Source organism: Runella aurantiaca (genome assembly GCF_003339505.1).
Lineage (GTDB): Bacteria > Bacteroidota > Bacteroidia > Cytophagales > Spirosomataceae > Runella > Runella aurantiaca.
The window spans coordinates 588,651-607,730 of record NZ_QPIW01000001.1 but is presented as its reverse complement, the minus strand read 5'-3'; the positions used below and the strand labels follow the sequence as shown (position 1 = coordinate 607,730).

9 protein-coding genes are annotated in these 19,080 nt (G+C 46.4%); 1 reads left to right on the top strand and 8 read right to left on the bottom strand.

Going from position 1 to position 19,080, the window contains the following annotated elements:
• Positions 1-80: 80 nt before the first annotated feature.
• The 5 genes from DVG78_RS02615 to DVG78_RS02595 form a co-directional block, all read right to left on the bottom strand.
• Entirely contained in the window at positions 81-1,337 is a 1,257-nt protein-coding gene (locus DVG78_RS02615; RefSeq protein WP_114459491.1) for an alkaline phosphatase family protein, read from the bottom strand.
• Positions 1,334-3,646 (bottom strand): polyphosphate kinase 1, encoded by a 2,313-nt coding sequence (gene ppk1 / locus DVG78_RS02610; RefSeq protein ID WP_114459490.1) that lies wholly within the window; start codon positions 3,644-3,646, stop codon positions 1,334-1,336. Before ppk1 ends, DVG78_RS02615 begins: the two co-directional genes overlap by 4 nt.
• A 238-nt stretch (positions 3,647-3,884) precedes the next feature.
• Positions 3,885-5,855, bottom strand: coding sequence for a DNA topoisomerase (ATP-hydrolyzing) subunit B (gene gyrB / locus DVG78_RS02605; RefSeq protein WP_114459489.1), 1,971 nt, complete (start codon positions 5,853-5,855; stop codon positions 3,885-3,887).
• Positions 5,856-5,958: 103 nt separating this feature from the next.
• Complete coding sequence (locus DVG78_RS02600) at positions 5,959-9,276, bottom strand: VCBS repeat-containing protein (protein ID WP_114459488.1); 3,318 nt, start codon at positions 9,274-9,276, stop codon at positions 5,959-5,961.
• A gap of 81 nt (positions 9,277-9,357) precedes the next feature.
• Positions 9,358-12,315, bottom strand: a complete 2,958-nt coding sequence (locus DVG78_RS02595; protein WP_114459487.1) for a DUF5107 domain-containing protein — start codon at positions 12,313-12,315, stop codon at positions 9,358-9,360.
• A 94-nt stretch (positions 12,316-12,409) separates the two neighbouring features.
• On the opposite strand from DVG78_RS02595, the gene DVG78_RS02590 reads away from it, so the two are divergent.
• Positions 12,410-13,018, top strand: a complete 609-nt coding sequence (locus DVG78_RS02590; RefSeq protein WP_114459619.1) for a Uma2 family endonuclease — start codon at positions 12,410-12,412, stop codon at positions 13,016-13,018.
• A gap of 54 nt (positions 13,019-13,072) precedes the next feature.
• Here DVG78_RS02590 and DVG78_RS02585 read toward each other — a convergent pair whose 3' ends face one another.
• The 3 genes from DVG78_RS02585 to DVG78_RS02575 all read right to left on the bottom strand — a co-directional run bounded on the left by DVG78_RS02585 (position 13,073) and on the right by DVG78_RS02575 (position 19,024).
• Entirely contained in the window at positions 13,073-14,626 is a 1,554-nt protein-coding gene (locus DVG78_RS02585; RefSeq protein ID WP_114459618.1) for a SusD/RagB family nutrient-binding outer membrane lipoprotein, read from the bottom strand.
• A gap of 57 nt (positions 14,627-14,683) precedes the next feature.
• Complete coding sequence (locus tag DVG78_RS02580) at positions 14,684-17,764, bottom strand: SusC/RagA family TonB-linked outer membrane protein (RefSeq protein ID WP_114459486.1); 3,081 nt, start codon at positions 17,762-17,764, stop codon at positions 14,684-14,686.
• Positions 17,765-17,932: 168 nt separating this feature from the next.
• Complete coding sequence (locus DVG78_RS02575; RefSeq protein ID WP_114459485.1) at positions 17,933-19,024, bottom strand: dipeptidase; 1,092 nt, start codon at positions 19,022-19,024, stop codon at positions 17,933-17,935.
• Positions 19,025-19,080 lie beyond the last annotated feature (56 nt).

Sequence of the window (19,080 nt, the reverse complement as noted above, 5' to 3'; positions counted from 1 at the left end):
GCTTAAATAGTACAGACAGCAAAAGAAAAGGCTGCCAAAACCATGACGCTGACATCAAGCCAAAGGTTGGAATGGTCTATTTATTCCACCAACCACTTATTTTGTACATTGTATTTTGCTTCCAATACAATCTTATAAAACTTTGAAGGAATTTTTGTTATATCTATCACGGCTTTTTCGTTGACGACGGGCACTTCGTCCATGAGCAAATAGCGGTCTTTCTTACCTTGCTCAAATTCGTTGGTGGTGGTTAACCATATTTTTACGGATCCTTCCTTTTCTACCGTTTTCCACGTCAACTCCAACTGATTTCCCTCTCTTTTCAAGGTTGAATTTACGAGCGACAGTTTGCCCGTCAGAGGGGTTCCGTCCACTTCAAATGCCTGTATTTTAGGAATCGAAACGCCCAAATGCCGGGCAATAGATGGCATAATATCCACCACGGCAGGCAGCGTTTCGGCTCCCGTTTTTCCCTGAAAATATGCATTAAGGTCTTTGGCATTGGTCACAATCCAAGTGCTCCGCTCCCGGTCCGACTGTCCTCCGTGGTTTTTGCCGCTTGCGGCGTCGCGTCCGTGGTCGGTGGTGATAAACAGTTGCCATTCTTCCCCAAAATTCTGCTCACGGTACTGAATGGCCTTCCACAAACGCCCCATCTGGTTGTCCATTAGCCGAACGGCGTTGGTAAAACGGTCGCTGTCACCGAATTTATGCCCCATGTCGTCGGTATACTCCAAGTAAACCCACGAAAGGTCAGGAGCTTCGTTTTGGAGGTATAGGGTGGCTTCGTCAACCACTTTTTCGTCAATTTGATGGATGTATTCGGCTTCTTTATCGTGCGGAAAATGAAGCGTATCCAATTCAAATCCGTCAAAGAAATAGTCTAGTTGCAATTGGTTGGTTTGGGGCAACCCTTCCCCAATTAGTTTTGTGCGATTGTCGAGCCAAGTTGAAAAAACGGCTGTTTTCTTGTGAGGATACTGCGCTTCAAAAAACCGAAAAATAGTCCAATAATGATAATTAGGGTCTTTGATGTTATTGTCCCACACGTTGTGTTTGTTTACCCACGTTCCCGTCAACAGGCTATTGTACCCCACCGCCGAGATGGTGGGAGTTTGAGAATAGGTATTTTTTTTGCCGCCTACGTACGCTCGCGTATAGCCTCCCGTTTTGGCAATAGACGTCAGATTTGGCAACTTTGACTTTTCAATGACATCCGCCGCAATTCCATCGACGATAACAAAAATCGCTTTTTTCTTCTCCGTTTGGGCTTGAATTGGCTGCAAAAAACAAATCCCAAATAAGACGAAAAATAACGAGACTAAAACAACTCTCATACTTCTGATTCAGAAAGGGTTATGGTTGGTTCGACCGTCGAACTTTCGGTTGATTCGGCCTTAGCTTCGGCAAAAAGCTTCGCTTTCATTACTTCTTCCAACGTTACGTGAAAGAATTCTTTATGAATATCAAACGATTCTTCGTTCCCCTTTTCGGCGCATTTTACGTAATGCCCATCCTCCAATAGCTCGTACGAATTGACATTATCACGAAGATTGTAGTCTAAAATATTGATTGCCTGCTGCTTCACGCGGGGATTAACAAAGGCAAACATGGATTCAATCCGGCGGTCAAAGGAGCGCACCATGGCGTCGGCACTGCCTCCGTATATCTTGGGGTTTCCGTTATTATGGAAATAAAAAATCCGGGTGTGTTCCAGAAAATCACCCACGATAGAACGCACCGTAATGTTTTCACTCAACCCCTGCCGCCCCGGACGAAGACAACAAATGCCCCGTACAATCAGCCGAATTGGCACTCCTGCCTGTGAGGCTTTGTAAAGTTCTTCAATGGTTGTTTTATCTTCCAACGAATTGATTTTAAAGCAAATACCACTCGCTAAACCGTTGGCGGCATTGGTAGCTTCTTGCTGAATCAACTTGATGATTTGCTTGCGCATGTCGCGCGGAGCGGTGAGTAAATATTGGTAATCATTGGGCAAAGAATGTCCCGTGATGACGTTAAAAAACTCGGTGATGTCGCGGTTGTAGACTTCATCGCAGGTCAGAAGTCCAATATCCGTATATAGCTTGGCCGTTTCTTCGTTGTAATTTCCACTGGCCAAGTGTGAATAACTAATGACGCCCTGTTCTTCGGCCCGTACAATTTGGAGCAGTTTGGTATGGGTTTTGAAACGGCTGATTCCGTAAATAACGAAGCACCCCGCTTTTTGCAGGCGCTGGGCTTCTCGCATGTTATTTTCTTCGTCAAAGCGGGCTTTCACCTCAAAAAGCACCGAGACGTGTTTGCCGTTTTCGGCCGCTTTAAGCAATGCCTCCGTGATGCGTGATTTTTTGGCCAAACGATAAATGGTCAATTTAATCGCCAACACTTTGGGGTCGTCAGCGGCTTCTTCCAAAAGCTCTAATACGGGCTCAAAATTATTGTAAGGGTGGTGCAGAAGTATATCCCCTTCTTTGATGGTTTCAAAAATATCCTCCATCTCTTCGCGAGTTACCCCCAAAGGCGGTACGGGTGCGGGCGGGGTTGGAACCAATTCGGCAAACTCTGGGTGTTTGATTATTTGCCACAAACAAGTAAAATCCAAGAGATGTCGGCAGGTAAAAACGTTATAATCATCTATTTCCCAACGTTTTTTCAATAAATTGAGCAGCCATTCTGAGATATTTGGCTCTACTTCCATACGTACCACTCGCCCCAACCGACGCGTTTTGAGCTTTTGCTTTACTTCGTCCAAAAAGTCAGTTTCAACGTCATCGTTATCATCAATGGAAAAATCACCGTTTCGCACGATTCTGAATAAATGCATGTCCAAAATCTCGACATTACGGTACAGTTTCCGCAACTCATGCCGCATGATTTCTTCAATGGGAATAAATACCGTTTCCCCATTTTTTCGTTCAATCGTGTACAAACGTTTTAAATTGGCGGGAATCTGAACAAATGAAATTTTACGATTTTCTTCATCTTCCTTCACCGATTCGGTAGCCCGAGTTACGACGGCGAAAATCAGGGTTTTGGCCAACAGAATGGGAAAAGTATGCGTATAGTCAAACAGCATGGGCGTAAGCATCGGATAAATCGTACGGTCAAAGTACTTCCCAACTTCTTCCTGCTCAGGCGCTTCCAAATCATCCCACCGTCCTATTTTTAATTTTTGTTCTCCAAAAAGGGGTAATAAATCGTTTTCAAAAACCTCGTCCTGTTCCTGTGTAAACTTGTGAATGGCCGAAAATAGTGCTTTCCGAAACGGTATTTCTCTTAATCCCGAATAATCCACCCGTTCTTTTCCATAGTCAAGATAATTGTACAAACTCCCCACCCTAATGGTAAAAAATTCATCCAGGTTTGAATCTGAAATCGCCAGAAATTTCATCCGCTCAAATACCGTCCGACGGGCACTGCGTGCCTGGTCCAACACCCGGTAATTGAATTGTAGCCAGCTAAGGTCGCGGCTGATAAAATTGCTTTGCTCAATGGTCTGGCTAAGGCGTTCGGCCGAGCGGGCAAAGCGATCTCCATCGTAAGGAACTTCCCCTTCTTTCACTTCTTTACGGTCGCGAATAAAAGAGAACAAAGAAGAAAAACCACTTTTGCGATTATCGTTAGAATGCTGAGAACTAGGCATAAGAAATTCGGAATTTAAAACAATCTATTAACTGAGATAACCAATGGAATATATATTTATTCAATGCGTAAACGTGGTGATTATTGTTCAGAAAGAGCGTTTTCTGCAAAAACAGCTCTCTTTTCATTCATCCCATGGGTCACGTAAAGAAATAAGGTCAAAGGTACTTTATAAAACAATTGAGCCACTCGTCCCGGGGGCAGAGTGGCTCAATTTAACGGTTTGTTAACACTAACAATTAGACGTCCACTCTCGCATATTTAGCATTACGTTCTATAAACTCACGACGAGGGGCTACTTCGTCGCCCATCAGCATTGAGAACAGGTGGTCTGCTTCGGCCGCCGAATCAATGCTCACCTGCTTCAAACTGCGGCGCGTAGGATCCATGGTCGTTTCCCAGAGCTGCTCAGGGTTCATTTCTCCCAAACCTTTATAGCGCTGAATGTATACACTGTCTTCTTTACCTCCGCCAATTTCCATTACGGCTTGTTCGCGTTGGGTTTCCGTCCAGCAGTATCGCTCTTCTTTGCCCTTCTTCACCAGATATAAAGGCGGCTGTGCTATGTACACGTACCCGCTATCAATGAGGTCTTTCATGTACCGGAAGAAAAACGTCAAAATCAACGTACGGATGTGGCTTCCGTCCACGTCAGCATCGGTCATGATGATCACTTTATGGTAGCGGAGCTTGTCCATATTGAGGGCGCGCTCGTCGCCATCTTTGCCAAACACAACTCCCAAAGCGGTAATCATGTTTTTGATTTCGTCGTTTTCGTATATTTTGTATTCCTGCGCTTTTTCTACGTTCAGGATTTTACCGCGAAGCGGTAAGATGGCCTGAAAAGCACGGTTACGGCCTTGTTTGGCCGAGCCTCCTGCCGAGTCCCCTTCCACGAGGTACAATTCGCAGCCCGCAGGGTCAGTTTCGGAGCAGTCAGCCAACTTTCCGGGTAAGCCTGTGCCTCCCAATACCGTTTTGCGTTGCACCATTTCACGGGCTTTGCGGGCGGCAATACGGGCTTTGGCGGCGAGGATTACTTTATCAACGATGGTACGCGCCTCTTTGGGGTTTTCCTGCAAGAAGTTGTCGAGCATTTCGCTCACCACTTGGCTTACCGCCCCTGCCACGTCGGAGTTACCCAACTTGGTTTTGGTTTGTCCTTCAAACTGCGGCTCTTGCACTTTTACCGAGATGACCGCCGTCAGACCTTCGCGGAAGTCATCGCCGCTGATTTCAATTTTCTCTTTGGCCAGTATTCCCGACTTTTCGGCGTAGTTTTTCAGCGTCCTTGTCAGCGCCATACGGAAGCCCGATACGTGGGTACCGCCTTCGATGGTGTTGATGTTGTTGACGTAAGAAACCACATTTTCAGAATACGACGTGTTATAAATCATCGCTACTTCTACTGGCACCGCCCCTTTGTCATTTTCCATGTAAATGGGGGTCGGGATGAGGTGGTCGCGGGTGTTGTCCAGATACGTCACAAATTCAACCAAACCACCCTGCGAATGAAATTCTTCGGAGCGGGGCTGACCGTTTTCGTCAGTATCTCTCAAATCAGTAAGCGTCAGCGTGATTCCTTTGTTCAGGAATGATAGTTCGCGGATGCGGTTGGCAACGGTCTCGTATTTATATTCCGAAACCGTGAAGATGGTATCATCGGGTAAAAAGTGAATAAATGTACCCGTATCTTCGGCGGCACCAATCTCCCGAACGGGATAAAGAGGTTTCCCTATTTTATATTCCTGTTCGAATATTTTTCCTTCGCGGTGAATCTCTACGCGAAGGTATTGAGACAGCGCGTTGACGCAGGACACCCCCACACCGTGCAAACCACCAGACACTTTGTAGGTGTCTTTATCAAATTTACCTCCTGCGTGGAGTACGGTCATAACGACCTCAAGGGCCGACTTTTTCTCCTTGGACATGATTCCCGTCGGGATTCCCCGTCCGTTGTCCTTCACCGTTACGGAATTGTCGGTATTAATCACTACCTCAATCCGATCACAATACCCCGCCAGCGCTTCGTCAATGGAGTTGTCAACAACCTCCCAAATAAGGTGGTGAAGGCCTTTTACGCCGATGTCACCAATGTACATTGCGGGACGCTTCCGCACCGCCTCCAGACCCTCAAGAACTTGAATGTTTTCGGCTGAATAATTACTTTTGTCTACTTGTTCCGGAATTTCAATCGTTTCGTTTGCCATATTTTGGAATTAGTAACGAATAGGGTGCTACCACTGTAAATATTTCAATTTTTTAACGCGTAAAGATACAAGAATCTGGGCAAAAATCCTAAATTTTACTGGTTTAAGGCAACCTATACGTTTGAACTGACTGGTGGTTAATTCCGAACAATAAATAGGGACCCACGGCACGTATAGAACGCACCTCTCCTTGGATGTTTAAACCTGATTTTTCCTGATTGGCATAACGAAAATCGTGGTTGCCTGCGTTTAGAAACACCTGTCCTTTACTGGCGTCAATTTTCCCCAAACGAACGCGGGTCCGGTCCAAATTGCCGCCCAAAATTACGTCTGGATTTCCATTTTTGTCGATGTCTACCACCTCAATACCGTATACAGGAGCGTATTGGGCTTCAATTGGCAAAGGTTTGAAAACGAATTGGCCACGCTCGTTCCACAGGATTCCCGTGCGTAATTCTTGCGCATCAGATTGGCGCGCCGACTTCAACAAATCATCACCCAACATTTCAGACAGGGTGGCGTTGGCGTAAGTCACATAACTAGAATATTTCTTTTTGAGGGCGGGGATTTGGTCCAACAATTCATCACGGCCTGCATATGGGTATTCTTTTCCATTCTCGGTAACCGCTACCAACGGCAACATTCCGCCATTTCCTGAAAAATCGTTAAAGTACAATTTTAGCTGGTCGCCCGACGTAACGTGGTATTGGGTATTGAGGCCCATGTTTCCAATCACAAAATCATCGTCTCCATCGTTGTCTAAATCCGCTTTTGTGAGTGCATAAGACAGCTGAGAAGTGAGCGATTTCGTCGCTTCTTTAGCTTCATTCCATTTTCCGTTTTGATTTAGATACGCCGTGGGTTTCATCCACTCACCCGCAAGGAGTAAATCAGGCTTTTTGTCACCATTTACATCAGCAAAAGCCGCTCCCGTTACCAATGACGAATGTGAAAAAGTACGCACTGCCGAAAAATTCCCTTTGCCATCATTTTGTAGTAAAACCGACTTTTGCGCCTCGGGATACCTGCCGGGTGTGCAATGCGCCCCGATGAACAAATCTTGGTCGCCATCGGCGTCAATATCTGCCGCTACCACGACCGATGCGTTGATGCGTAACTGGCTCAATTCGTCTGACAGTTTTGCTCGTACAAATTTTCCTTTTTGATTAAAATACAAACGAGGTTGCAGGAGCGAATCCACGGGCGTTAAGGCGTAGCCCGCACTGACTACCGCCAAATCTAAATCGGTATCGCCGTCGGCGTCAAAAAATACCGCACTCGCATCCTCAAACGCGGCATCTTTTTGAAAATCTACCTGTGACGAGTTGACAAAACCCGTGGTCGTTTGGACAAACAATCCTCCTGCCTGCCCACGTCCGCCACCGATGTACACATCCTCACGGCCATCGCCGTTTATGTCTCCTTTGGCCATGCAGGGTCCAACTCCCGAAAGCATTTGCGGCAACAACGTCTGAATTTTAAAATCATTGACCAACGGAATCGAATGGGCAAAAAGGGACGACGAAACTGGCGTGAGCAGTGGCCGCTGAGCGGTGAAAGCAGAGAGGCCCGCAGTGGGCAAAATGGCGTCTGCATAATCCGTGATAAGGCGTTGGTTGATTTTAGGGGCTTTGACCGAAAATGATTTTCCATCGGCCCAAGTGACGCTCAATGAATCAATCTCTGTTGTTTTCCCCAGCCCAAAATGCAGCGGCACGTACATCGCCGACTGGAACCCCCGAACAGGCTGAAACTCCTGCGTCTGCGCCAAATTTTTGGAATACACGCGTACTTTTGCGCCGATTTTCAAGGCTTCGTTGGGCGCTTTGAGTAGCACTTGAAGATAGTTTTGCGGACTTTTCTGCTGTCCGTTGTTTTGATAAATAAAGACTTTTTCGCTCACATTGTTTGTCACCAAGTCCAAGTCTCCGTCGTTGTCCAAATCAGCATAAACTGCCCCGTTAGATTGCCCTGGTTGCTCAAACCCCCATTCTTTTATTTTGTTGTCAAAGCCACCCGCCCACGTTCCTTGCTCCGTAAAACCTTTATTTTTGAAGATATAATTAGGCTCATTGATGGGGGGCATTTTGGCAATTACGTCCATCGTTTCAGGATTTTTACCCGTTTGTCCGATTTCAGTCTGTAGGTCTGCCGAGTATTTCAAAAACTCCATGTTGGTATAATCTCGAGCGTATCCATTGGTGATAAAAAGGTCGTTGAATCCGTCATTGTCAAAGTCTGCAAACAGCGCCGACCAACTCCAATCCGTATTGGAAATCCCCGCCAATTGCCCGATTTCAGAAAATCCGACTCCTCCCCCTAACTGAGGGCCAGTATTCAACTGCAACATGTTCCGCATCGTCTGCTGGTGAAAGCCCGCCCGAATAAGGGATTGGTATTTATCGTAATTATCATCTCCCGCTGTGAGTTTGATGCGTTCGTTTTGGGCGGGCAGCATGTCCAGCGTCACAATGTCCATCCATCCGTCGTTGTTGACATCGGCGGCATCGGTGCCCATCGAATAGAGAGAAGTGTGTCCCATTGCTTCCCGAATAGACTCTTTAAAGCCTTTTCCCTGCTGGTTAATGTATAAATAATCGTTCTCGTTGTAGTCGTTAGATACGTATAAATCCAGCCATCCATCGTTGTTTAAATCCGTCACATTCAGCCCTAAACCAAAGCTTAATACGTTGTTAATCAAGCCCATTTCGCGTGATACATCCACGAATTTTTCCGCGTCATTTCTCATCAATTTACTCCCGTAACGGGTATCGGTTTGCTCTCGGTATTGCGCAATCAAATTGCTAAAACCCGCGTATTCTTGCACCGAATGGTTCAACAAAAAGCAGTCTAAATCTCCGTCTTTATCGTAATCAAAAAACGCGGTCTGCGTGGTGTATGAAGGGTCATCGAGACCATATTCAGCCGCTTTTTCAACAAAACTTACCCCATTTTCGACTTTGCCTTGATTGATATACAATAGATTACGACGCAAATTCGGGTCTTCGGCCCCAGAGCGAGAAACGTAAATATCCAGCCAGCCGTCGTTGTTTATGTCAACGACCGACACGCCCGTTTTCCACCCGCTGTGTTTGATTCCTGCGGCTTCGGTAATGTCTTCGAAAGTGATACCTTCGCCTTTTTTCGTCAAATTCAGGTACAATTTATCGGCCACCATATTTCCCGTAAAATACAGGTCAACAAGGCCGTCGTTGTTAAAATCACCCGCCGCCACTCCCCCACCATTATAGAAATAACCGTAGCCTAGTACATTGTTATCGGCGTCTTCTTCCACAAAATTATTGAAGGTCACCCCCGTATCGTCGGCATCTAAGCGGGTAAACAGGGTATCAGAATCGGGACGGCATGATGCCACAATCGACCCCAAGGCAAGCACAAAAAAGCATTTAAAAGTAGACATCTACGTAAATTTCAAGTAGTTACGAAAGTTAAAAAACAAACCTTGGGGAATATTTTATCGGTGCTTGTCACGAATTTTAGCTTATTCAAACAGTTTCAGTAAATCAAATTCTTTGGATGAAAGACCTTTGCTCAATTTCAATAAATCGACCGCGTCGGGTTCTCTATTTTTAAGTTTTTGATTCATAAACTTTTTCAAATAATTCGTCAGGCGGTTGTCTGGGTCGTAAGGTTCTCCCGAGCCCAGATTTTCGGGCCATGTTTCGGCCTGTTCCAGATAGCGTTGTGCTTCTTTGTATTTTTTTCGGTTGGACAATTCGGCGGCGTATCGAATATTGGCCTCACGAAACAACGCATGAGCTCCTGCTGCGCCTTCATTAGGCAAAATATTCAAGGATTGCATCAGCCCAATGCAGTCTTTGTAGCGCTCCAATTTCAGGAGCAACCGCGCCCGTTGTTGCCCCAAAATATACACTTCGTGGTCGGGCAACTCTGATTGTAGATTGGCAGACTTTCCAAGTTTCAAAAACTTGGAAAGTCTTGACTCATTGATATCCAATGCTTTTTTCAATTGCCCGTTGGCGGCGTAGAAATCTGACAGCGCTTTTACGACGCGCCAGTTGTGGGGTTCCAGTTTGTAGGCGTTTTCCAAGGCTCTTTGTACTATAACTCTTTGGTCTTTAAACACTTCGGCTTTTGTTAAATAAAATGGTACATAATCAGAGACCGGAGTTACATCAAAGTCTCTAAAAGTGTACTTCACATCCATAAAATTAAGTGCCCAATTATACAGATTGCGATAATACTCCATTTTCCAATTTGAACTTGATAGGGGAAGTACCGCAGTATCCTCATAACGAAAAGGGAAAACCCCTTTGGGTGACATTTTACCTGCTTCCTGAATCATCCGTCTTGCCTCCTCCCCTTTATTTATTTGGTTTAATAATCCGCTTTTCCATAAAAGCACCATGACTTCTTGTGGTGCCATTTCCAGCACCTTAAGTCCTTCTTCAAACAAACCTAATTTATCATACCAGATGGCGATTTCGAGAAAAGTCTCATGAGGTAATTCACTTCGGATGAGGCTCCGAAACTGCTCTTTATCTTCTTCCGTTTTGGTAATTAAATACTGTTCAAAGCGGGCAAAATGGTTTAGCGGATCTTCATTCAACAATTGTTTACTTAATTTCAATGCTTTTGCATTCTGCCCGGTCTTTCTGGCCGTAACAATCTCTAACTGAAGGGCATCTGCATTATGGCTATTGGCCTCAATCGCCTGTTGAACGTAGAGCGCAGCTTTTAACAAATCATTACTGCGAATAGCCCTGATAGCCGATTGAGTTAAAGCAGGCGAACGGTAAGAGGCATCCATAGCCGCTACTCCTAAGACATCATAAGCCCTGGCATTATCAGCCATAATTCCCCTAAGATAATTTGCTTTAGGATGATACGCATTTACTGAAAGTGCCCTTGAAATAAGCTCAGGGGTCATGGTAGGATGCCCTTTTCTGCACATATAGATTTCTGCTAAATCGGCTAAGGCATCCACATGGTATTTATTTTTTTCCAACACCTTATTGAAATACGTTGCTGCTTCTTCATATTTTCGCTGATTCATCAAATCTTTTCCGCGCATATACAACCCATATTCGGAATTCCAATCAAAATCTTTTGGTGCTTCCAATGGACGGCGAGTGGCAGTTGGTTGTCCATCAGCAATAATTTCATTTCCCAGACGAATCGCAAGTTTCTCGGTATCCCCTGTCCACTTTACCGAATCACGCACCATTTCGAGCGGTTTTAAAGCCATTTTTTTTGCAAAAACAAGCGTATTCCCTTCCAGTACTTTCAATGTATCCTGCACTGTCGAGACTGCGCAATAATCCAGTTTAAGCCAACCATCCTGCACGCGCAGATTCATCGCACCCTGCGGCGTGGCGTGGGTCAGGCCACGGGTATTTTTGACGGGAAACCAGTATTCCGTCCAACTGTCATGCGTGTAGGGCATGAATGACACGTGCTTAAAAGGACTGTACATACTGCCTTCGGAAGCCTGATTGAACAACCGCCCCGATTGTAATTCCACATACTGCCCGTCGGTATCGGTCAGGAGTTTTTCCCAGATCATACCCTGGCGCGAAAGGCCCCAAATCCATATTTTTTTGCCCAATTTCTCGTGGTAAGGCGAATATCGGGCAAAACCCATGTTGTCGTTGTGCCAAAAACCGCCGAAAAAATCGGTGTTCTTTCCCAACACATGATAAGATTTATAAGAACCGAAGTTGTTTTGTTCGTAAAAATTCAGGTTTCTGCCCAACGAATCACGCGGCCACGTGCCCGCCTCACCGTTGTGACCGATGTAATTTGTACCCGGAAAAACAAATTCAAGATTACCAGCGGCTTTGAAACCCGCATTCATCCAATGATAATAACTTGTTTCAAAGGGTGTTGCGTTGTACCAATGCGATTTGGTCGTAAAGTAGGCTTTGTCTTTCGGCAAATTTACTTCTACCATCCAGCGCGTGCGGGCTGACCAATCCCAAGCACCCAAAAAGCAACTGACGCTGCCATCATCATTAGTTCGGGTAAAATAATCGACGGGTGCCGAGACCGTAGCCGCGTGACCAATATCCCCGAAGTTGATTTCTATCCCACCCGACGTCCACGCCCCGCGCATGGCCACGTCTCTGAATTTGACCACGTGGTTGAAATAGATAAAAGGGTAGTTGGTTGATTTCTCATACGCCCCCCAAATCTTCCCACCGATTTCGGGGGTGATGTATACTTTGATGTAGTCGTTTTCCAGTTCAATAAACTTCCATTCTTTCATCACGGGTTGGGAGGTGTAGCCATCATACCTAAAATAAGGATACACCCGCCCTGGCTGGGGCACGGGGTCAGGGTCCGAAAACGGATAAGTGGTAAGGGTTTGCGTTGTTTCACGAACAACCGCATTTTGGGCCTTTGGAGCTTGGATTAATACCAAAAACAGGCCAATAAACAACCCATGTTTTAGGGATAAAAAATGAACCTGACTCATTGGTATCTACGAGGTTATTGGAGAATGCAAGATAAAATTTCGGCTTGGTTTATGCCGTTTTTTTTGAGTAAAATTGTCAAAAAAAGAAAACGCTATGGTTGTTATTGCCACCAAACGCCGCCCAAAAATCCTTAAAATTCCCGCGCATCTCGTCTATGAGGAGCTTGACGGGCAAGTCCTGCCTTATCGTGGCTATTTAGAGGTATTATCAGAAAAAAAAACATTCGAAGAAATTAAGGGCAGCAGTTCATTGCAGGCAGTTCTTGTCTATTTAATTGGTCTTTATATTGGGGTTCGTATCAATCGAAAAAAATATTTAGTAGCCTCCAATGAGTCAGGGCTGCATGTAAATTCGGAGAGTAATCTAGCCAACGATATTGCCGTTTTTGAAAAAGAGAAAATTACGTTGACCGATAAATACTTTGACGTAGCCCCCAAAATTGTCGTTGAGGTCGACATTAAAATAGCTCTGGAAGGAACTGGCCTCACGAGTGACCTAGAGTACATGTTGAACAAATCGCAGAAAATGCTTGATTTTGGTGTCGAAAAAGTCATTTGGATCACCACCCAAACCAAGAAGATTTTTGTCATTACTCCCAATGCGCCTTGGTATTTAGTCAATTACGATGAAAACATTCCGTTATTAGATGATTGCATCCTGAATCTTGCCCAACTGCTCCGGGACGAAGAAATTGAGTATTAAACCAAAAACGGGCGATTTCTCGCCCGTTTCGGTCATTTATCTTCACACAAATCATTAAGGTTTATCCCACCACAAACGGGTCGTTGATTTATCCGCGCCACCCAATTTGGATACGCCAGAATCAACGCCAGCCTTGTTGGTGCTGATCTCGCCCGCTACAAACGGTGCTCTGCGTACAATACTGCCCACTGGCACCTCAGGGTCATCTGAATTTACCCGAGGATACAATTTAGGGAATCCTGAACGACGGTATTCGGCCCAAGCTTCAAAACCGTACGGAAACAATGCCAACCATTTTTGGGTCAATATTTGCTCACGCTGCTTGGCGGCAGTGGCTTCCCATTTTACGGGAATGTCGGTCATGCCGGGGCTTTTTACCACATCATTTAAGGCGACGGGCGTAGAAGTGCCAGCGGTGTAAGCGGCAATCGCAGCAGCGTCGGTGATTCCCCACTGGGTCATCGAAAGCGTAATTCCTTTTTCATACAAATCTTTGGCCGTTCCACCCATGCTCCAGCCATTCAGCGCCCCTTCGGCGCGGAGGAAATGAGCTTCGGAAGCAAACATAATACCCCAAGGCTGCGTAAAACGCGCGGCATCCTGAAAAGCAGGCGCTACGTTTGAATTGGCTCCCGGCGCATTTTCGGGCAAGCCCAATTGCACCTGCGAATACCCATTACGCAATCCTTTGTAGGTATCGCCCGACACAGGACTAAAAAACTTGCTAATCCGTGGGTCTTTGTAGCCTTTCAGCGTACTTTCCATGGCCGCACTCATCCGGAACTCATTCCATGCCGTGATACCACCGAGCGGGTTGGGTGAGTTGGCCGTTACTTTGATGAAAGCATCATCGGCGTTTGTTTCCAATGTACCCGCAGCAACGGCAGCTTCTGCTTCCGTTTTAGCCAAGGCAGGGTCTACTTTTGACATGCGAATGGCCAAACGCAAACGCATGGTGTTGGCAAATTTAATCCAACGATCCACATTGCCGCCATACATTTGGTCGTTGTTCCCCAAAATGGTTTTGCCTTTGGATTTTTGCAGTTCAGTCACCGCCGCTTTGAGCGTAGTCAGGAAGTCTTTGTAGATAAACTCCTGGCTATCATACTCCACAACTTTTTCGCCGCTGCCCACTTTTGAGTACGGAATCGCGCCCCAATAATCGGTCATGGGGAGATACATCTGTACTTTCCAGATGGAAGCCATCGCAAAAATGGCCGCATCTTCGGCCTGCCCGCCAGGCTTGGTCGCATCCAAAACCACCAAAAGCGGCGGAATTTGCTGTCCGTAGAAGTTGTTCCAAGCACCATTCAGCCAGTTGCCCACCATCACGTTTCGGTCAGAAGGGAAGTTGATGGCAACGTTGGCGTAGTATTGCGCGTGCAAATCGGCAAACAAACTTTCCATCAACTGAAAAGGCCCACGGTCGCCAAATACGCCGCGCCACTGTGCCGCCGCAAAGGCATTTCCTACGGCCGACTTATCAATGGAAGTCAGCTTTGTTTTATCGGTATTGAGCGTTTCAAACTTATCAGTACAGGCATAAAACCCAACCGAAGCCGTCAGCAGCATACCAACCGGAATGACAAGTTTTTTGAAAATTTTCATTTTGTCTCTATTTGTAATGTTAAACAATGTTTGATCCCAAAAATTAAACGTCAATGGTTAGAAAGAGAGGTTCAAATTGACACCAAATGTACGCGTTGAAGGCATCGAGAAGGATTCCAAACCAACCGTGGTATTTTGGGCGCCAGCGGTGAGTTCAGGGTCAAAACCTTTTGCTTTGTTTAGGAAGAAAAACAGGTTACGACCCACCAACGAAAGCGAAGCTCCTTGGAAAGGTGTTTTCTGCAACAAACCCGATGGTAAGTTATAGCTCAAGGCTACTTCTCTCAAACGAATGTTGGAGGCACTGTACGTAAACACCTCACCGGCAGGGGTGTTACGTCCGCCTACTTTCAACCAATAACGCTCGGCAGTAGTGGCAATATTGTTGGCAGAGCCGTCTGCTTTTACGCCTGGGAAGGTGTAGCTGTCGCGCCCAGCGAGGGTTTCTTCGGTTACCCCGTCGGCATAAATTACGGCATTGGTAAATGAAGTTACCACGCCACCCATACGAGCGCTGATGAGGAAGTTCAAGGCCAGATTTTTGTAGGTAATCCGGTTGCTCAAACCACCCGTCCAATCAGGGCGTGAGTTTCCTAAATACACGGTCGTACCAGCCGTAATTTGCGGTAAACCATCGGTGCCGACAATCACTTGTCCTGACGCATTCCGAACGTATCCACGGCTGAACACCTGACCCAATGGCTGGCCTTCAATCGCGCGGATGTTGTTCATAAAGTCATTGGTCAAGTTCAATTCTTTCAATTCAGGGGTCAACTCCACCAATTTGTTGACGTTTTTCGCGTAGTTCAAGTCAATGTCCCAACGGAAATCTCCCGCCTGTACGGGCGTAGCGTTGAGGGTAAGTTCCACTCCTTTATTGTTAACCAAACCTGCGTTGATAAACTCCGATGACCAACCCGAAGCTGGAGGAATGGCCACTTGGAACAACTGGTTTTTAGAATCACTGTTGTACCAACCTAAGTCAAACCCGAAACGGTTGTTGAGGAATTTCATCTGCAAACCAAACTCAAGCGCGGTGGTCAACTCAGGTTTCAGATTAGGGAATGGTTTGATTCCGTCGCGAGTGATAAATCCATTGGGACCGCCAGGCAAAAACGAATAGGTTTGATTGAGCAAGTATGGACGGGCGTCGTTGCCCGTTTGGGCAAAGGAGCCCCGAACTTTTGCAAACGAAATGGCCTCAGGCATCGTAATCATGTTTGACAGAATGGCCGAAAATCCAACCCCGGGGAAAAAATACGATTGGCTTTCTTTGGGCAAGGTCGAAGACCAGTCGTTACGGGCCGTCAGGGTTACGGTAAGGGCATTTTTAAACGTTACATCAGCCGTGGCGAAGATACCCTGCTTTTCGGTTTCGTTGATACCGCGTGTGGTTTGGGTATTGCGGGCGTTGGTGGTGATGAACAAGTTCTCGCGGTTCAAACCACCGTTGGATGTGTTCTGATCCAATTGGTTACGGCGCTGAATACTTCCCCCCACGGTGGCATTTACGGCAATGAAATCCGAGAATTTCTTGTCGTACATGGCAAACAAATCATAGTTTTGCTCGCTTACTTCGCGCCAGTTGGTTTGATAATCACCGTTGTCAGCGATGGTATAGGTGTTATTGTACCATTTTCCTTCAAACTTATCCACGTAGCGGTCTATCCCGCCCCGCGCCATGATTTTGAGGGCCGAGGTTAACTTATAGGTCAACGAAGTAAAGCCCGTGATACGGTCGCGATTATCGGCCGCAATGACGCGGTTTTTAATCCAGTAAGGGTTTTGTCCACCGTTTGAGCCCGGATTCCAGAAGTTCTGGCGAAGATTACCAGTTACGGGATCAATGTATTCAAATTGTTGCGCTTGCTCCAACGAAATGTTGCGCGGCATCCGCAGAATATGGCGCTGCAAGTTGGCAAACGCCTCTCCCGTTTGTTGACGATTGTCAATTTTTTCGCTCAGATAGGTGATTTTAGTATCGAGTGAAAGGCGTTCGCCAATTTGATTTGAGATACGCAGGTTGAGGTTGTTACGCTTCAACTTGTTGTTGTCAACAATACCCGTTGCTCCTACGTTTGTGTAAGAAAAATAGGTCTGGGTCTTTTCACTTCCTCCCGAAAACGCGATGGAGTTGGAGATTTGAGAACCCGTCGAGTAGAAATCCTTGTAACTTCCAGGATTGGCATTCATGTTGTACGTTTTGGAAGCATTGGCAGGATCAGGCCCCCAAAGAGCCACCGATTGTCCAGTCATTTTGGGTCCCCAGCTGAATTCACTGGCGCGGTTATAAACACCCGCACTTCCTTGACCGTATTCATCCTGAAACTTTTGCAAAACCATGGCCTGCTCTGCTTGAAAAGAGCTGTTGATGGTTACGCCGAATCCTTTGCGAACGGCTCCTTTTTTAGTACTAATAATCAAGGCACCGTTGGCAGCGCGGCTACCGTAAAGGGCCGTGGCCGAAGCTCCGCTCAGTACGTTGATAGACTCAATATCATCGGGGTTAACGCTGGAAAGTCCGTCCCCTCCGTCGCGACCGCCGTTGGCATTGCCGGGACTGAAGTTTGAGTTGTCCATCGGCACCCCGTCAATCACAATCAGGGCTTGGTTGTTACCAGTGATAGAACGATCACCGCGTAAAACAACCCGCGAAGAACCACCCACGCCCGAAGAAGAACGAACGATGTCGAGGTTGGCTACTCTACCCGCCAGAGAGTTGGCTACGTTTAATTCACGGGCTTTGGAGATATTGGCTACTTGCACCGTTTGGGTAGCATAGCTCAATACTTTCTGATCTTTGGAGATACCCAACGCCGTCACCACCACTTCGCTGAGGGTCCGGGCATCGGTTTCCATTTGAACGTTAATGACTGTTGCCGCACCCAATTCCACTTCCTTGGTCAAATAACCAACCGATGAAAACACCAGTGTTCCAGAAGCAGGAACCGACAATTTAAAGGCACCCTCACCGTCGGAATTTGTTCCGCGATTGGTGCCTTTGAGAAGAACATTCACGCCGGGCAGGGCTTGCCCGGTTTCGTCTTTGATAGTACCTGACAGGGTTCTGTCCTGCGCTATCAATTGCCCTATACCGACCAATGCCGATAAAAGGCTCATAAATAGAGCTTTACGCATACAATAAATTGGATTAGTTTAATTACTCAAACGCAAATTATAGGTAATTTTTAAATTTCCATTAAGTTATATGCACTATTTATTAATTTTTTTTAATATGTCATTTATACACTTAAAATTTGGACATATCAAATGCTTACAATCATGTTTTATCGCGATAACAACTTTTTATAAAATATTGTTTTGCCAAGCTTGCTTCAGGCACCGCAGCCAATTTTGGTGAAAGATGTTTTTTAAATCATCCTCCCCATATCCCCGTTGACGAAGCAAATCTTGGTACAATTGCAGGTCGGCGATGGTATCTAAATCATAAGGCGATTGCTCTCGACCAAACATTCCGTCCAAATCTGTTCCAAATGCAACGTGCAGGCTATTGCCTGTCAACTGGCAGATATGATCCCAATGGTCTACCAGTTTTGACATCGTTACCCCAAACGCTTTTGGGTCTGATTGTCGCTGCAAAAAACCCGGGGCCATCATCCAAGCATCCAACGCACCGCCAATGACCGCACCGCGCTCAGCCAGCCGCAAAATTTGCTCATCGGTAAGCTGTCGCTGATGCGGCACCAACGCCCGGCAATTATGGTGGCTTGCCCAAACAGGGCCTTTAAAAAGGGCTAAAGCTTCATCGAAACCCTTATCGGTGAGGTGGGTAGCATCCAGAATCATTCCCAGTGCATCCATTTCACGCAGCAAATCTTTGCCCGCAGCCGTCAACCCGTCGGTTGTACCCGTCCCCGACGCATACCGACCAGAGCCGTACCAAGCTGGACCAATGGCTCGTAAGCCATAACCGTAGGCTTTTTCCAGATACGAAAGGTTAATGAGCGAATCGGCCCCTTCCAACGAAAGAATAAATCCCACGGGCTTTTTATCGTTGGGGAGTTCGGTATTTTCCCAAAGTACAATGTGCGAATCTAGCTCTGTGGCATTGGTTATCTGAACCATTTCCCCCAAATCAACCATGGCCTGATACCACGCCACCTGCGCCTGGGTCATGGCCCAAGCCTGCGCGGGCGAATACCATCCGTCAAAGGCACTTCCACGTTGGGTAACCCGCGCCAATTGGGTAGCCACCACCAAACCCACGTTGCCCTTTCTCAAGTCAGGCAGCGAAACCGTGCCTTTGCCCCGATCGCGTTTGTCCGAAAGATTTTTTTCAATTTCGCGCTCCCGAAGTTCCTGTACCGTACAGGTATAGTCGCGGTTCCATTCAACGGCATTCATCGCCATGTCTAAGTGGGCATCAATAATCAGCATAAATGGGTAGTGAGTATTAAGTGTTTAGTTAAGTTTAAAGTCTTCATTATTAAGCA